12 protein-coding genes and 1 pseudogene are annotated in these 16,350 nt (G+C 44.5%); 7 read left to right on the top strand and 6 right to left on the bottom strand.

Going from position 1 to position 16,350, the window contains the following annotated elements:
* Nucleotides 1-36: 36 nt before the first annotated feature.
* From DWY79_RS19260 to DWY79_RS19280, 5 genes are all read left to right on the top strand, one after another.
* Nucleotides 37-1,752: a family 20 glycosylhydrolase gene (locus DWY79_RS19260; protein ID WP_122370106.1), complete on the top strand. Its 1,716-nt coding sequence runs from the start codon at nucleotides 37-39 to the stop codon at nucleotides 1,750-1,752.
* An 85-nt stretch (nucleotides 1,753-1,837) separates the two neighbouring features.
* Nucleotides 1,838-2,905 (top strand): 6-bladed beta-propeller, encoded by a 1,068-nt coding sequence (locus DWY79_RS19265; RefSeq protein ID WP_005865567.1) that lies wholly within the window; start codon nucleotides 1,838-1,840, stop codon nucleotides 2,903-2,905.
* A 331-nt stretch (nucleotides 2,906-3,236) separates the two neighbouring features.
* Complete coding sequence (gene mtaB / locus DWY79_RS19270; protein WP_044546468.1) at nucleotides 3,237-4,571, top strand: tRNA (N(6)-L-threonylcarbamoyladenosine(37)-C(2))-methylthiotransferase MtaB; 1,335 nt, start codon at nucleotides 3,237-3,239, stop codon at nucleotides 4,569-4,571.
* A 1-nt stretch (nucleotide 4,572) separates the two neighbouring features.
* A complete protein-coding gene (locus DWY79_RS19275; RefSeq protein ID WP_005865563.1) occupies nucleotides 4,573-5,463 on the top strand; it encodes a lysophospholipid acyltransferase family protein in 891 nt (296 codons plus the stop codon).
* Nucleotides 5,460-6,485, top strand: coding sequence for a glycosyltransferase family 2 protein (locus tag DWY79_RS19280; protein WP_122370108.1), 1,026 nt, complete (start codon nucleotides 5,460-5,462; stop codon nucleotides 6,483-6,485). The genes DWY79_RS19275 and DWY79_RS19280 overlap by 4 nt, the downstream gene beginning before the upstream one ends.
* Before the next feature lie 95 nt (nucleotides 6,486-6,580).
* Here DWY79_RS19280 and DWY79_RS19285 read toward each other — a convergent pair whose 3' ends face one another.
* Nucleotides 6,581-7,003, bottom strand: coding sequence for a phage integrase SAM-like domain-containing protein (locus DWY79_RS19285; protein ID WP_233564016.1), 423 nt, complete (start codon nucleotides 7,001-7,003; stop codon nucleotides 6,581-6,583).
* Nucleotides 7,004-7,038: 35 nt separating this feature from the next.
* On the bottom strand, nucleotides 7,039-10,974 hold the full coding sequence (locus DWY79_RS19290; RefSeq protein ID WP_122370110.1) for a two-component regulator propeller domain-containing protein: 3,936 nt from the start codon (nucleotides 10,972-10,974) through the stop codon (nucleotides 7,039-7,041).
* Between the two features lie 223 nt (nucleotides 10,975-11,197).
* Between DWY79_RS19290 and DWY79_RS19295 the strand changes: the two are divergent.
* Nucleotides 11,198-11,560 (top strand): annotated as a pseudogene (locus tag DWY79_RS19295) (glycoside hydrolase family 20 zincin-like fold domain-containing protein); the annotation flags it as partial.
* A gap of 426 nt (nucleotides 11,561-11,986) precedes the next feature.
* On the opposite strand, the gene DWY79_RS19305 reads toward DWY79_RS19295, so the two are convergent.
* From DWY79_RS19305 to folB, 4 genes are all read right to left on the bottom strand, one after another.
* Nucleotides 11,987-12,631, bottom strand: a complete 645-nt coding sequence (locus DWY79_RS19305; protein WP_008774483.1) for a MarC family protein — start codon at nucleotides 12,629-12,631, stop codon at nucleotides 11,987-11,989.
* 95 nt (nucleotides 12,632-12,726) lie between these two features.
* A complete protein-coding gene (locus DWY79_RS19310) occupies nucleotides 12,727-13,974 on the bottom strand; it encodes a PNGase F N-terminal domain-containing protein (protein WP_121962477.1) in 1,248 nt (415 codons plus the stop codon).
* 5 nt (nucleotides 13,975-13,979) lie between these two features.
* Nucleotides 13,980-15,416 carry a monomeric [FeFe] hydrogenase gene (locus DWY79_RS19315; protein WP_005855092.1) on the bottom strand — a complete coding sequence of 479 codons (1,437 nt, stop codon included), beginning with the start codon at nucleotides 15,414-15,416 and terminating at the stop codon, nucleotides 13,980-13,982.
* 77 nt (nucleotides 15,417-15,493) lie between these two features.
* Entirely contained in the window at nucleotides 15,494-15,862 is a 369-nt protein-coding gene (gene folB, locus DWY79_RS19320) for a dihydroneopterin aldolase (protein ID WP_005855090.1), read from the bottom strand.
* Between the two features lie 91 nt (nucleotides 15,863-15,953).
* On the opposite strand from folB, the gene DWY79_RS19325 reads away from it, so the two are divergent.
* Nucleotides 15,954-16,325, top strand: a complete 372-nt coding sequence (locus tag DWY79_RS19325) for a polymer-forming cytoskeletal protein (protein ID WP_005855088.1) — start codon at nucleotides 15,954-15,956, stop codon at nucleotides 16,323-16,325.
* The last annotated feature ends 25 nt before the right edge of the window (nucleotides 16,326-16,350 follow it).

The raw sequence follows: 16,350 nt of genomic DNA on the forward strand, positions 1-16,350 counted from the left end.
TTTTGCCATGATATAACCTATAAATTTAAAATAAGAATGAAAAGAATCACTCTCGCATGGGCATTGACCCTCTGTAGTTTTATTACATTTATCGCCTGTTCATCCCCAGATGTTGGAGAAAGAAGCGTAAGCATTATCCCCGCTCCGGCCCAAATGACAGTAGGCGAAGGTACATTCACGATCCATCCCGGCATCGAGATCGGTTATGCGGACGAATCCTTAAAGGGTATGGGCGAGTTGCTATCCAACGAGATAGAAAAGCTATCCGGCATCAAGCTGGCTTCCGCCTCAGACAAAGAATCGAATTGCATCATCTTTCTCGAGTTGACAGATCCGAAAGAGTTCGCCGACCTGCCAAAAGCTTATGGATTGAGTCCGAAAGATAGTGTCCCCGTAGATGAGTCTTACTCCCTCTCCATCCAAAAGAGAAACATCTACATCAAGGCCACTACCCTAGAAGGTATCTATCGAGGTATCACTACCTTGAAACAAATCGTGGGTGGTAATCTACAATCCGGAGGCGAGAAGATTTATCTACCGCTACTGGAAGTGAAGGACTCACCTCGTTTCGCTTGGCGTGGGCTTTCTTTCGATGTATCTCGTTGCTTCTTCGATCCCGAGGAAGTGAAACAAGTGATCGATATGATCGCCTTATATAAGATGAACGTACTGCATATGCATCTTTCCGATAACCAAGGCTGGCGTATCGAGATCAAGAAATATCCCGAGCTAGCGGAAATAGGAGGTCAACTTCCCAACAACGGCAGAAAAGGAGGCTATTATACGCAAGAGGAATTCAAGGATCTCGTTAATTACGCGAAAGAACGCTTCATCACGATCATACCGGAAGTAGATATCCCGGGGCATACAGCTGCCGTATTCGCCGCTTATCCAGACTTCAAGAACGCTGTCAAATTCAAGACCAAGGTTAACATCCCGGGGCAGGCCTTCAATGCGCTCGACGTAGATGATCCGAAAGCGATGCGATTCACGGAGGATGTTATCGCGGAGCTAGCCGCTTTAGCACCCGGAAACTACATCCATATCGGAGGCGACGAGGCGATCGGCTTACCCCATGATAAGTTCGTCCGTTTTATAAATAAGACACGGGAAATCGTATTGAAGAATGGAAAGAAAATGGTCGGCTGGCAAGAAACCGCCCGTGCGGATATCTCGGAAGGCGATGTCATCCAGCACTGGATTTATCTGAAGCAAAAAAGCGAGGACTCTTCTAAGAAAAAAGATAATATACCTGCCGAGTATAAAGAGATCATGGCCTTATTCGCGGAATTCATGAAAGAGGCACCAAAAGATCCGGGTCTTGGTATATCCAAAAAAGCGAAAGTGATTCTCTCGCCGAGCGGTTACGTTTATCTGGACCATAAATATCTGGAACCAAGTGCGGACTCCACCCAAAACGCGGAGCAAGAACGTCTGGGCATGGCCGCCTATGAGAAACAAACGATCCAAGAAATGTACGACTGGGACCCGATGACCTTCAACCCAACTGTAGAGAATCCTCAAAAAGATGTAGCGGGTATAGAAGCCGCTATCTGGTGCGAGACGATCACCAATTTCAGAGATCTGCAATTCCTGTTAATGCCCCGTTTGGCTGGTGTCGCCGAAAAAGGTTGGTCCAAAGTAGAGAACACACATTGGGACGAATATAGAGTAAGACTTGGCGCGCAAGCCCCCTTATGGGAAAAGGCCGATTGGAACTATTTTAAATCATCCTTAGTGGATTGGAAATAACAGTACAAAATCTTCATAATATTACGAATATTTCGAAATAAATTAAATATCTTTGTCCTATTAACTTTAGGACAAAGATATTTTTATGAATAAATGGCTTATTATATTTGCGATATTACTAACCGCTTGTACCGGCACAAGCGAGAAATCAGAGGAATGTATAACAATTGACCTAGCAACTGTTTTTGACCATCAACCTCAAGAAGTAGCCTTAAAGAAATGGGCGAAATCCATCCAATTCATCCCTCTGCAAACGAATGACTCAATCTTGATCAAATACATCTCCCGCATTATTAAACACGGCGATAAGCTATTGGTGCAGCATGATAACAGAGCTTCTGTTTTCGACTTGGCAGGAAAATATTTATACGATATCGGCAAACAAGGAGGAGGTCCGGATGAGTTTAGTCGTATATCCGGACTAGAACCTCATGATCATCTTATTTATATAAAAGATAGCCCCATCCGAATAAAGGTATACGATTGGCAAGGGAAATTCCACCAAACCATTCAAATTCCGGATAAGAACATCCGGGGATTTTATCCACTCCCTAAGACGAACGTTATCCTAGGTCACGTACCCAACCTCTCTGGCAACGCACCCATTCGGTTCTATTTTTGCCAAGATACAGTCATATCGGATAGCATACCTTACTATAAATCTTATACAGAACCTCCTTTCGTCATGACATTTACCTATGAGTTCCGTCCTTTCGACGGAAATAAGATTGCCGCATTTAAGGAGTTGTTCTGCGATACGATATTTAAAGTTTCCAACGACATGAAGCTAACTCCTTATGCCGTCCTCGATCTAGGTAAATACCGAACGCCCGAGGAACTCCGTTATAATATCACGATAGACGATATAAAAAACGACCTGTTCAGGACAAAGACGATCCCTGTCATACCCGGGCAAATCGGAGACCGGCTCTATATGCATAACTTCTCCGATAAAGATACCTATACATTATATTATGATATAGCGGAGAAGCAATTAGCCTATGTACAATTCATATACCCGGAAAACTCATTTGAACTTCCCGAAGAAGCCTATTTCACTCCCAAATACATCTCAAACGACAACCGTTACCTAATCGATTGGGAGCAACCCGAGAATGATAACAATCCGGTATTAATCTTAGTGGAGCCCTAGTTACCGTATTTCCTCTATCGGCACAATAAACAAAACAAGGCCGCAGCAAGGACTATTCGATAACAAGTCTTCATAAATAATGTTGCTTGACTGTATCTATTCCTTAGTTCACGGCATGGTTTTTACAGACCACGTCATGGTTTATACAGACCACGACGTGAATCGCACAGACCACGACGTGGTTTGTAGAATATATCCAATAGTAAAGAAGAATAGATAGGCTTCCGGAAAACTATTTATGCAATAGTAAAGAGTTTTTAAGTCCATCTCAATCCGAACTCTTTACTAATCCGGGCTTAATTAGTACCTTTGCACTCTAACTAAATCGAAAATGATAGATCAGACCGTATTTAACAATAAAAAGGCCGCTTATTATACGCTGGGTTGCAAACTAAATTTCGCGGAGACCTCTACCATTGGAAAGCTATTAGCCGAACAAGGGGTACGCAAGGTGCGTCCCGGGGAAAAAGCGGATATATGCGTGGTGAATACTTGCTCCGTAACGGAACTGGCCGATAAGAAGTGCCGGCAAGCGATCCGTCGGATCAGCAAGCAACACCCCGGCGCTTTTATCGTGGTGACCGGTTGCTACGCACAGTTGAAGCCGGAGGAAGTCTCCCATATAGAAGGCGTTGACTTGGTTCTTGGCGCCGAACAGAAATTAGAGATCCTTCAATATCTGGAGAATCTGGAGAAGAAAGAAAACGGAGGAGCGGTTATCGCCTCACAAAGCAAAGACATACGCTCCTTCTCCCCTTCTTGCTCGGCCGATGACCGTACACGTCATTTCTTGAAAGTACAAGATGGATGCGATTATTATTGCTCCTATTGTACCATTCCTTTCGCCCGTGGAAGAAGCCGGAACGGTACGATCGCCAGCATGGTGGAACAAGCCCGGGAAGTAGCGAGCAAAGGGGGTAAAGAAATCGTTTTGACGGGCGTAAATATCGGGGACTTCGGCAAAAGTACCGACGAGACCTTTATCGACTTAATCCGGGCTTTGGATGAGGTAGAGGGAATCGTACGCTATCGTATCTCTTCCATCGAGCCGAATCTGATTACCGACGAGGCCATAGATTTCGTGGCCCATAGCAAACGTTTCGCTCCTCATTTCCATATTCCTTTGCAAAGCGGTAGCGATGCTGTCTTGCAATTAATGCGCCGCCGTTACGACACCGCTCTTTTCCGTCATAAGATCGAAAAGATCAAGGAAGTAATGCCGCATGCTTTCATTGGCGTAGACGTAATCGTTGGAACCCGTGGCGAGACAGACGAGTACTTCGAGGAGGCCCGCCAATTCATCGATAGCTTGGATATAAGCCAACTGCACGTGTTCAGTTATTCGGAACGCCCGGGTACCCAAGCGTTGAAGATCGATTATGTAGTAGACCCAAAGACCAAACACGCACGCAGTCAACAACTCTTGGATATCTCAGACCAGAAACTTCATGCCTTTTATGAGGCCCATATCGGACAGGAAGCGAATGTCTTATTCGAACACACCAAGAAAGACGGCAAGATGCACGGTTTCACCGAGAACTATATAAAGGTAGAAATCCCTTATGATGCCGCTTTGGTCAATGAGACCCGCAAAGTCGTACTAGGCGGCTGGAATGAGGATCGCACCGCATTAATAGTCAACAATCAATCATCAACCGTCAACTAAGATGTGGGATAAAATACAATATGCCTTTCTTTATAGCTGGGTAAAAGTACACGCCTTACTTCCCATGCGAGCTTTATACGTGTTATCAGACATCCTATATGTCCTTATCTATAAGATAGCCGGATACCGGGTAAAAGTAGTGCGCCGTAATATAACCGCCTCTTTCCCGGATAAATCCAAGGCTGAGTGGCGTCAGTTGGAACGCCGGTTCTACCATCATTTCGCCGATTATATCGTGGAAACGATTAAATTGGCCCATATCTCTCTGGATGAGATACAACAGCGAGCCTATCTGAAGAACCCGGAATTGGTTGACCAACTTATGGAGAAAGGCCATACTTGCTTCATCCTCACGATGGGGCATTATGGCAACTGGGAATGGTTCTCCGGATCGACCACCCGTTTCGAGGACTCACGCATCTATCAGATATACCGTCCGTTAAACAACAAGGCCTTTGATAAGCTATTCGCCGATCTCAGGACACAGTTCGGTTCTTTCGGCATCAAGAAAAACGATACGATACGGGATATCATCAAGTTAAAACAAGACAAAACCAAATCTGTCGTCATCTTCTTGGCGGACCAGACACCCAGCAAGGCCAACCTGCATTATTGGACCGAGTTCCTTCATCAAGATACAGCCATATTAACCGGTCCGGAGCGTATCGCACGGAAACTGAACCTGCCTGTGATCTTCCTCGATACCCAAAAAGTAAAAAGAGGATATTACACCGTAGACATGAAGCTGATTACGGAGAATCCAAAAGAGACTCCGGAAAATTACATCACCGAGCGATACGCACGACTTTTAGAGAAAATGATCTTGCGTGATCCGGCCTACTGGCTATGGACCCATAAACGTTGGAAACATAAACACGAGCAACAAGGATGAAAAAAGTAGCGATTGTCATCTTAAACTGGAACGGAAGAAAGCTAATGGAGGAATTCCTTCCTTCCGTCGTATCCAACTCTCCGGAATGGGCGGAGGTTATCGTAGCAGATAACGGTTCTACCGATGACTCGATCGAGATGTTGAAAGCAAAATTCCCGACCGTCGGCATTATCTCCTTCAACCAGAATTATGGTTTTGCCGAAGGATATAATCAAGCGCTCAAAAGGCTCGACCATGAATATTGCGTTTTATTAAACAGCGACGTAGAAGTTACTCCCAATTGGTTAGACGCCCCGATTGCCACTCTCGACTCTGATCCGTCAATCGCTTGTGTCCAACCCAAAATACGGGCTCAACGAAATAAAGAATACTTCGAGTATGCGGGTGCGGCCGGAGGATACATTGATAAATACGGCTATCCATTTTGTCGGGGGAGAATCTTGCATATCGTGGAAAAGGACGAGGGGCAATACGACACTCCCGCCGATATCTTATGGGCGACAGGAGCCTGCTTATTCGTTCGTACGGCTACGTATAAGGAAGTCGGGGGATTGGATGCCGGATTCTTCGCACATCAAGAGGAGGTCGATATGTGTTGGCGTTTACGTTCCCGGGGATATCGGTTGGTATGCGTCCCACAATCCATCGTTTACCATGTCGGTGGAGCCACCTTGAACGCGGAAAGTCCCCGCAAGACTTTCTTGAATTTCCGAAACAGCTTATTGATGCTTTACAAGAATTCCCGGGAAGAAGATCTAAAGCATGTGATGTGTGTCCGCTTTTGGCTGGACTATATCGCCGCCGCGAAGTTCCTGCTGGAAGGACATTTCGCGAACGCCAAAGCTGTTTATGAGGCAAGAAAAACCTATCACCAACTCAAACCGGAATATACGCCTAAGCGTAAAGAGAATCTGGAGAAAAGAACACTGAGCACCATCCCGGAACTTATGCGGGACAGTTTAATTCTGGCATTTTATCTAAAAGGGAAGAGGACATTCAAAGCGATAAAGGATAGACGATAAAGAAACCGGCCTTCTTACTTCCCCCAAGGAGAAAAAGAAGACCGGTTCGCAAAAAACATATAAGATTTTAAGTATCAATCCCTGTAAAATGGATATCAAAAAGCCACCCGATAAAAAAAGAAATCCCGGGAGAGAGCCAAAGCCGATGAATAAGACAGGTCAAGTCTCTGCAACTTCAAAATGGTCTTTTCACTAACGGCACGTTTCGATGTCTTGGCGATCCCGGTATATACCTCATGAAAAGGAAAAGCTTGCTCCACAAGTTGCTCTTGTACAGCTTTATTATAAGCGGCACGCAAGATTCTCATATAAAATGAGCTACTATTCTTACTCACTCTCCTTCCCCATAGCCATTTCTCATATTTGCAAGCCGTATCGGAGTCTAATGCGGTGAGAGGTATATCACAATTCTCTAAAAAAGAGGAAAAGCTGTTCAATGTTCGTAAATAATTACGGGAAGTACTGAATTGACCGCTATCATGAAGGAGTCCAATCTCTTTTCTCAAATAGTCCAACATTCCGGTTTCAGTTTTTGGAGATCGGCAATTAACACTTAATTATTTCGACGATATTCGGTTGGAGTGACCCCATAGCTTTGTTTAAAAGCCGTACTAAAATAACGAGCGCTGGAAAAACCGACACGGTCCGCTACTTCCTGAATACTCATATCCTTATGAGATGAAAGCAACCGAGAAGCCTCGACCATACGAAACCGAATCACATAATCACCAACCGAGACATCCGACAAATGACTGAACTTGCTATAAAGCGTCGTTCTACTCATCGCCATCGCAGAGGCGATAAAAGGCACATTCAAATCCGGATTACTCAAGTTCTCCCGAAGCAACGTATTCAATTTACACATGAATTGTTCGTCCGCATTGCTTGTCGCATCCTCTTTTGGAGAGAATAGACAACCGGACTCACGATAACGCACACGAAGTAGGTCTCGTTGTCTTAATATATTCCGCAGAATCACCAACAAGGAATCTATATCAAACGGCTTCGCCAAATAGATATCTGCCCCTGATTTATACCCCTCTACCGAACTTGCTTGATCCACCCTAGCGGTCAATAGAACCACAGGAATATGGCTAACCGCTACGTCGTTCTTGATTCGGTAACACAGCTCAAAACCATCAGTCCGAGGCATCATGACATCACTGATTACAATATCCGGCTGACATTGCCCCAAGATTTCCCAAGCCTCTTCCCCGTCTCCGGCTACAAAAACCTCCTTAAACTCTGCCTGCAAGACACCGAGTAAGTAGTTACGCAGCTCTATCTCATCTTCAACCACCAACAATGTATATTTAGCAAGCTCCGTATCTACCTGTACCCCGCGCACATCTGTTTCCGGCATGTCAGCGCCCTTCACGCTTAAATCGATAACCCTATCCGGTTCTGCGGAAACAAACGCTTGCGTGAAAGGAAGGTCGAAATAGAAAGTGGCACCTCCATCCTCATTATTGTAAGCACCTATACTTCCGCCATGCAACTCTATAAGTTTCCGGGCATAAGCCAACCCGATCCCACTCCCTTTACGGTCGTGTTCACCTTGGTAAAAACAGGTAAAAAGACGGTTTATATCCACATGTCTCAATCCGATCCCCTGGTCCGCAAGGAAAACCCGCACATGCTTATCCATACGCTCCGTACCAATGACCAATGAGGTATCCGGATCGCTGAATTTCATCGCGTTTATCAATAAATTAGATAAAACGACACGACATTTGGAAGTATCAAAGGGTACCTTCTCTACCGAAGCATCCAACTGGAACCGCACAGAAATCCTACGGGCTTCGAATTCCATGATAAAATCATCCGTTACCGATCGTATCCAATCGTTAAGATCGTAAAAACGAATATCCATAACATCGCCGTTCGTATCAGACTTCTGGGCATCGAGCACCATATCGACGATCTCCCGCATCCGGCAAGTCTGCAACAACAAACCATCCAATTGCCGGGATACATCTTTATCCGTCACCTTTCCGGATTTCAGCAAACGTTTGAGCGGAGCATAGATCAAAGTAAGCGGCGTACGTAATTCATGGCTGATGTTCACCATGAAACGGACTTTTTCCTCATAAAACTTTCGTTCATGTTCTTTCATGGCCCAAGCAAGTTTCCGTTCTTTGCGTCGCATAACAGACCAGATCATCCCTCCAATTGCCGCAAATGCGATCACCCCCATCGCGATCAGAAACCAAGCGCGTCTCCACAAAGGAGGCTCCACATCTACTGTCAATAATCTTAAAGGAACACTCCAGTCTCCATTCTTCTTGCTATAGGAAACCCATAATTCATAGTTGCCCGGAGAAAGTGCCGGAAATGTAAATGCATGGCTTGAAGTCTCCAACAACTCCTCACGGTCTCCCTTGATGTAAAAACGGAATAATTTCTTCCGCATCAAATCCTTCTCTTTCACGATAACACTTAACCCAAAAGAAACATAATCCCACGGAATGGAAATAGCCTGTTCCCCGGATATACCATCGGGATGAATCGGAGCCCCATCTAAAGCCAAATTAATCATGCTTACAGAAAAATCCTCTTCCTCATGAATGTCATAGTCGGGCCGTATCCTAACCAGCCCTTCCACCCCAGAAATATAAATATTACCGGAAGAAGCCTCAAAAGCAGGTTCCGGAAGAAACTCACGTGTAAAGACACCGTCAGATTCCCCAAAAACGATTACACGCTTCTCATCCGGTACATACGCATACAACCCTTCATGAGTACTTATCCAAAGGCGATCAGAACGATCAAACGCAAGAGACGTTACCCCAATAAAACGATCCTGATCAACCGTGTCCAATCTTTCCGAGAGACGGTCATAAACATATAGACCGGAAGATGTCCCCAACCAAAAACGGTTATCTTTATCTTGTTTTACCGCAAGTATCGTACCGATATCCTCATTCCTCACAAATAACGGACGTAGTTGCTTATGCGGGATATCCAACACATACAAAGCTGCGGAAGAACTTATGTAACAAGAATCGCCTTGTATGAAACGGGGTGCAAGCAAACTTTGCGGTAACAGATCTTCCGGTAAAGACTCAAATTGTTGTTTCCGCCGATTATACACAGACAAATGATTATCGGATAAAAGACAAAAACAGTCCTCGTCTAAAGGAAATAAACGAATCGAATTACCTCGTAAGAATAAATCCTTTCGCACATGCCCCCAATTTAACAAAAACTCCCGGCATTCTCCTGTATTTTTATTAAAATGATAAAGCCCTACACCAAACAAAGATAACAACAATTCCGAATCGCTATACGGCATGATAGACACCACCTTCATCCCCGCAGTCTGAGGATATTTCCGGAAAGTCTCTTTTTGCGGATCAAACAAATCAAGACCTCCCCCATCCGTTCCTATCCAGATTTTCCCATCACGATCTTCATACATGGAAGTGACCGACTGAAAACTCAAACCGTAAGAAGCCCCGGGAGGAGCATCCCGATAAGTCGTCATAAAAACAGGTTTGATGCCGATCAATCCTCCCCTGATACTACCCGCCCAAACATTATCCTCATCATCGATATACAGGCAGGCGAAAGAATTTACCGGCAACGAATGGCGATCGCCCGGAAGATGCATAATCGCTCTTACGGTCTTATTTTTGTAATTATATATATTGATACCACCTCCGTCCGTCGCCAGCCAAAGTTCGCCATCTTTCTCACACATATCTTGTACGACATTATGAGTCAACCTCTCCGGGGTTTCCAAATGTTCCTGCAATCTCCCCTCTCGATCATAACAAAAAACACCTTTATTATAGATAGCCACCCATATTCTCTTGAATGAATCTATATACATGGAGGGGATATTCCCTTTTGGGATAAACGGCACACGTTCCATATCTCCGGTGTCTAGCGAATACCACCAAAGCCCTTTTTCCAGAAAAGACAGTATGACTTTCCTCTCTTTCTCGTCATACAAATAAACATAATTAGGCGAAAATTCAAACGGACTTTCCTTGAACTTACACCGGATCATTTTCTTTTCCGCATAGGAATAACAAAAAACACCTTGCTTCCCTAAAAAATAGATTCCTTCCGGCATGAGGAGGCTACAAGCAGCGACCAAAGGTTGACCGTCTATTTCCTGACGTACAAATTTTCGAGTACCACGATCGAAATATGCCAATCCGCGACTAGTTCCTACCCAAACATTCCCCTCCGCATCTTCCTCTAAAAAAACAATATCATTATAAGGAAGAGAATTCGGATTCTCTCTCTCCTCCTGATAAACGGTTATTTTTTCCCTATCGAAACGATTCAACCCAAACCGGGTACCAATCCACATAACACCTCTTTCATCTACCAGTACACATTTCACGGAAGACTGCGATAATCCGTTTTCCAAAGAGATTTGTTTAAAATAATACCTAGGAGCTGCATAAAGAGACTCTGTTAAACACACTAAAAACAGCAATAGATATAATTGTAAAAACTTCCAAAATACTCGCATAGTTGTATATCACCCATTGTTCGGCAAAAATACTAAATCGTCCGAAATATAAGGCTTGCAGAGCATAAAAAAACGTTTTTTGAATTTTCACGGACGATTTTGGACTCAAGAAAATATCCTTAAAGCATAGATTTGCAGCAAGTGAAAAATTAAACAAAAAAGCATATCATTAAAAATTATTCTTATGTTACGTACAACAGGTATATATTTTATTATTTTGGTTATGATACTTGTAAAATGTTTCCTTCCGGACGAAAAACCGGAGATCATTCCTTTCCCCTTGCAAAGTGTATCAGACAAAGGTGATTTCACCTTCAATAAGGCAACTCTCATCAGTGTAGAAAATGAAAAACAGGCTATGATCGCTCGGGAGTTGACCGATCTGTTCACGCTTTCCGCCGGATTCACCCCGGAAATAAAAATACAAGACAAACGAGCCAATATCATATTCCGCACAGACAGAGAACTAGCGGCCGAACATTATAAACTGAATATAGCCCCCTCTTGCATTCTAATAAAAGCATCCGGACAAAAAGGTTTCTTTTACGCAATGCAAACCTTACGTTTTCTGCTTCCTCCAGCAATAAACAGCCAAACTCAGGTAGAGAATATTCAATGGAACGTACCGGGAATGACCATACTAGATGGCCCCCGATACAGCAATCGGACCGTGGCAATACACACACCTTTCACTCTCATCTCGAAGGATAATCTCAAAGAATTGATCGATCACCTAGCCATGTTAAAAATAAACAGACTTCATTTCACACAAGAAGTTCATGATACGACACCTGAAGGACAGCAAAAAATGAAGGATATGAACCTGTATGCTAAATCCAAGAAGATCACGATCTCAAACGGAACAACACACACCCATGATATCATATCGTATCTCCCGTTCCAAGCAGAGCGACTTATCTGGAAAGCAAATATCTCCGATTACGATGAGGATAAAAAAAGGTTATTCCAATATTTAGCGCCCATCGCAGAAAGAAGCTGGTCTGGTAATTTGTTAGCCCATCGCCTCACGCAAGATATCGATCAAGATGGGCTTCAATCCGCTTACGAAACATTCCACGGCGATCACCATCAGTATCAATCCCATCAAACGCATCATCACGTTATTTCCAGTCTCTCCCAATATACGTACCAGCCGGGTAGAAGCTTGCAAGATCAAGAATGTGATAAAATAGACCAATGCGATTATTCCGATCAACGTACCCTTTAAGGTGAATGTCGAAGCGTCATCCATAAGCATGATTGCGTTGGCGATCGCTCCCGGACCACACAACATCGGAATCGCCAGAGGAGTAATGGATATATCATCCGCATAGGTTTTCACCTCTTCCTCTTTCAACTTTGCGTTGGAATAGCGTGCCTGAAGCATATCAAACCCGATCTTGAAGATAATAAAGCCGCCAGCTATGCGAAAGCCGTTTGAGGAGATACCAAAGAACTTAAACAGGAACTGACCGGAGAAAGTAAAAACCATCAAGGTGATGAACGACACGATCGTGGCCCTTCGGACAATCGCTTTCCGCTCATGCTCATTCATGCCATTGGTCATGGTCAAGAAAACCGGCATCGTACCGAGTGGATTGGTCAACGTAAAAAACGAAGTGAAACATAATAGGGCGAAAGGTAACAAGTCTTCCATATCAATAATTTTTTAATTGGCTAATGTGCCAATATGCCAATTAGTTGAAGAGAGCATGATTGGCACATTGGTACATCAACATATTGTCACATTATTTACTCATCCCAGACCAAATAGGCTGAGACCAACCAATGATTCAGCTTATTCCCATCCACTTCTGCCGCTTCCGGAATACTCACCGTCAGCGTATGATGGCCGGGTTGGATATCTTTCAACGCTACCTCTTCCGGTATCACATCCGATCCGGGACACCAATTAGAGCGGGAAAGATCCGAAGACGCCAAGGGTTCCTCTACTTCTTTCTCCGAATATCCCTTCTCGGTGATATAGGAAGCCAGACGCTTTCTCAACCAAACCCCGGTAGCCGGATTAAAACGACGGAAAGAAGCGCAGTCCGTACGCCAAGGAACAAAATCCAAGACTGGAACTCCATCAACGGAAACAATATTCTGTTTTTCCACGAACTCATCCCCGCCGGAATGACCGCCATGTCCCGTAACGATATATTTCAGACGGACATCACGTGCGCCTTGAGGAATATCAAAATCCAATGACACGTCCTTCCGGGCGAATATATCTGGATATTCCTGCCCGATATAATAAACCGTATTCATCAACGGCTCTACATGTTTCTTCGGCAAAGCGTCGCAAGTCAGATCGGACTCGTCCACATCAATCGTCATGCTTGCGACGTATCCTTCCGGTGTCCATGTATCGATAAAGATCCCAACATAAGCGCCACCTTCCAGAAGAGGATACAAATCGGTTATGTCTTGCTCCCAGCTTACGCTATCTTCCCAATGATCGATATACACGGGCTTACGATGTTTCGTCAAGCTATCCTCGGGACTACTGTAATGCCCTACTCCGAACGGAGTCATGAAACGCATCAATTCCACGGTAGGTTGATAATCCGTCCCGGGGATGATACCGATCATCTTCTCCAGTTTCACGCTATCCACCGCAGGAAACTCCTTCTCGCCTTTAGCGATATTCAACAAATTAATGCCCGAGGCATTTGGCAATACAAAACAAGACCCGGATTTATCCCAGCGATCTCCATTCGAAGCTACCGTAACCCGGAGTTTGACGGAAACGTTTCGCTTATATTTCGGCAATGTTACCTTCTTCAAGATAATACGGCCATTCACCAAATGATAGATACTGTCCGGTCCCGGAGCGTTAAAAGCGGCGGGATATACATCCGGAGCGAAACGTACGCGGGTATCATTAAATACCTGTACGGAATAATCTCCCATCGACAGTAATTCTTTATGTCCGCAAGAAGCGGTACATAGAAAAACTCCCGTCAAGGAGACAAATAAAGCCAATTTTTTAATCATTTTGTCTAGAATTTAGTAAGCTCCTTAATAAGCTGCTTTTGTCCGGCAGTCTTATCGGCGTGCGTACAAGGACCGGTCACACAACCGCCCTCGCAAGCCATCACTTCTATAAACTGCGCGGGAGCCTTTCCGGTTTTAGCGTAAGCGCGTAATAATGCCACATTTTTCTTTGTCAGGTTGGCTACCTGCACGGCATTTACGTTCTCGTCCTTCAAATAAACCTTAACGGCGTTGATCACACCACCACTTTGGGCGAAGCCATGCGCCTCACGGACAGCGTTAAATAATACAGAGAAAGGCTGGGCCTCCTCGATCTTGATACCCAATCCCTCCAATACGGAACCTACTTCCTCAAACGTAAGTGTAAAATCCACGCACGGATCTAGTTTCACCTCTTTTCGTTTCGCCACGCATGGGCCAACAAACACGATCTTCGCATCCGGATATTTTTCCTTCACGATACGGGCCGTATAATACATCGGAGATCCAGTAGAAGAGATGTATTTCTTTAAATCCGGGATATGTTTCTCGGCCAATTGCACGTAAGACGGACAGCAACTAGTGGTCATGAACGGTTGTCCTTCTTTCAATTTCTCGATCAATTCTTCCGCCTCATGACGGGTGGTTTCCATAGCGCCTTGCGCCACCTCGACCACTTCCTCGAATCCCAAGGACTTGATAGCACCATACACTTTTTCCTTCGGAGCGCTAAACTGAGCTAAGATAGACGGAGCGACAATCGCTACCATCTGTTCCTTATTCCGCAAGCGTTGCAAGATATCGAATACTTGCGAGATCTCGAAGATAGCACCGAACGGACAAGCATTCACACATTTACCGCAATATATACATTTAGACTCGTCGATATGCTCCACCCCATACTCGTCCTTGCTGATCGCCTTAACCGGACAAACTTCCTCGCAAGGGATCGGGATATAAACGATGGCATGGTACGGACAGCTTTGGTGGCATTTACCACAGCTGATACAAGTTTCATGATCAATCTCGGCCTGACCATTTTTCTTGAATCGGATAGCGTCCTTCGGGCAGTTCATATAACAACTACGAGCCACGCAACCCCGGCAAAGATTCGTGATCTCATAATTCACGGAGACACAAGAGGAACACGCCTCATCCACTACACACATGATATTTTCCTTCTTATTCTCCGAGCGGAACAAGGCACGCTTCGCATACTCTGAAAGCGGTGTCAACTCATCTTCCTCGTCCTGCATATCAAAACCAAGCAAAGGCAAGGTTTTGTATTTCCAGACGGCACGTTCCTTATGTACACAGCAACGGCCCCTCACTTTCGATTTTCGGGGACTCAACTCGATCGGCAAGCGATCAATTTCTTCTAGAAGACGGTTTTCTTTCCAGAGCTTTACTAACTTCGCCAGCAATCCGTGACGAACAATCATTACGTTGTTGGTAAATGCCATAATGTTATCGTATTTGTGCTTTTAGTATATCGTATATCGCATCACTTCTTTACAAACGCGAAGGTAAATAAAAGTTTCTAAACAGAAAGAAAGCTTTCTTTAAGAATTATCGAGGCACTATGAATATCTCCGCCAAACGGAGGATTTAATTTAGACAAGACAAGTTCCACCTCCGTGATCTGTGGAAATCTCTCTTTCAAAGCCTTCAAGATACGCCCCGCCGCGTGCTCGAGAAGTCTCGAGGGGATAGCCATTTCTGCTTTCACGGTTTCATATACTGTGGCGTAATTGATCGTATCGCTTAAATCGTCGCTCCATACCGCATTCTCCAACGGAGCTGTCAGTATCAAATCTACGATAAAAGTATTCCCAACCCGGGTCTCTTGGGGTGCCACTCCATGATAGGCATAGAATGTCATCCTTCGTAATTCAATCTTTGTTGTCATAATCTTTTAATTTATCTGTAAATGTATAGAAAGTAAACCTTCCTGCAAAAAAATAGTCTTATATTTGTCAACCAAGTAACAACACATTATGATGGGAATAAAACAAAAAGATGAAAATTCCGCAGGCGGATTACACAACGCCTTGGCTGCGGGGACAACGATAAAGGGTAATATTATCACAGAGACAGACTTTCGCTTGGATGGAAAAGTAGAAGGAGATATCAGTTGCAACGGCAAGATCGTTATCGGCCCCAAAGGTAGCGTAACAGGCAATATCGTATCCGAGAATGCTGAGATTCTCGGTGAGGTAGATGGCTCCGTAAAAGTAAGCGCAAAGCTTATTCTAAAATCAACAGCAATTATCAAGGGAGATATATATACCCAATCCCTAGAGATCGAACCAAACGCACGGTTCAACGGAGCCTGCTCGATGTGTTCCGAGAAAAAGAAAGCGGACAAATAGACTGAGGGCCGCACTTTTCGATACG

Source organism: Parabacteroides sp. AF27-14 (genome assembly GCF_003635425.1).
GTDB classification, from domain to species: Bacteria; Bacteroidota; Bacteroidia; order Bacteroidales; family Tannerellaceae; genus Parabacteroides; species Parabacteroides distasonis.

Excerpts from the sequence above, each read along its gene's own strand:
- DWY79_RS19260 (WP_122370106.1), top strand. The coding sequence starts at position 37 with ATGAAAAGAATCACTCTCGCATGGGCATTGACCCTCTGTAGTTTTATT.
- DWY79_RS19265 (WP_005865567.1), top strand. The coding sequence starts at position 1,838 with ATGAATAAATGGCTTATTATATTTGCGATATTACTAACCGCTTGTACC.
- mtaB (WP_044546468.1), top strand. The coding sequence starts at position 3,237 with ATGATAGATCAGACCGTATTTAACAATAAAAAGGCCGCTTATTATACG.
- DWY79_RS19275 (WP_005865563.1), top strand. The coding sequence starts at position 4,573 with ATGTGGGATAAAATACAATATGCCTTTCTTTATAGCTGGGTAAAAGTA.
- DWY79_RS19280 (WP_122370108.1), top strand. The coding sequence starts at position 5,460 with ATGAAAAAAGTAGCGATTGTCATCTTAAACTGGAACGGAAGAAAGCTA.
- DWY79_RS19285 (WP_233564016.1), bottom strand. The coding sequence starts at position 7,003 with ATGTTGGACTATTTGAGAAAAGAGATTGGACTCCTTCATGATAGCGGT.
- DWY79_RS19290 (WP_122370110.1), bottom strand. The coding sequence starts at position 10,974 with ATGCGAGTATTTTGGAAGTTTTTACAATTATATCTATTGCTGTTTTTA.
- DWY79_RS19305 (WP_008774483.1), bottom strand. The coding sequence starts at position 12,631 with ATGGAAGACTTGTTACCTTTCGCCCTATTATGTTTCACTTCGTTTTTT.
- DWY79_RS19310 (WP_121962477.1), bottom strand. The coding sequence starts at position 13,974 with ATGATTAAAAAATTGGCTTTATTTGTCTCCTTGACGGGAGTTTTTCTA.
- DWY79_RS19315 (WP_005855092.1), bottom strand. The coding sequence starts at position 15,416 with ATGGCATTTACCAACAACGTAATGATTGTTCGTCACGGATTGCTGGCG.
- folB (WP_005855090.1), bottom strand. The coding sequence starts at position 15,862 with ATGACAACAAAGATTGAATTACGAAGGATGACATTCTATGCCTATCAT.
- DWY79_RS19325 (WP_005855088.1), top strand. The coding sequence starts at position 15,954 with ATGGGAATAAAACAAAAAGATGAAAATTCCGCAGGCGGATTACACAAC.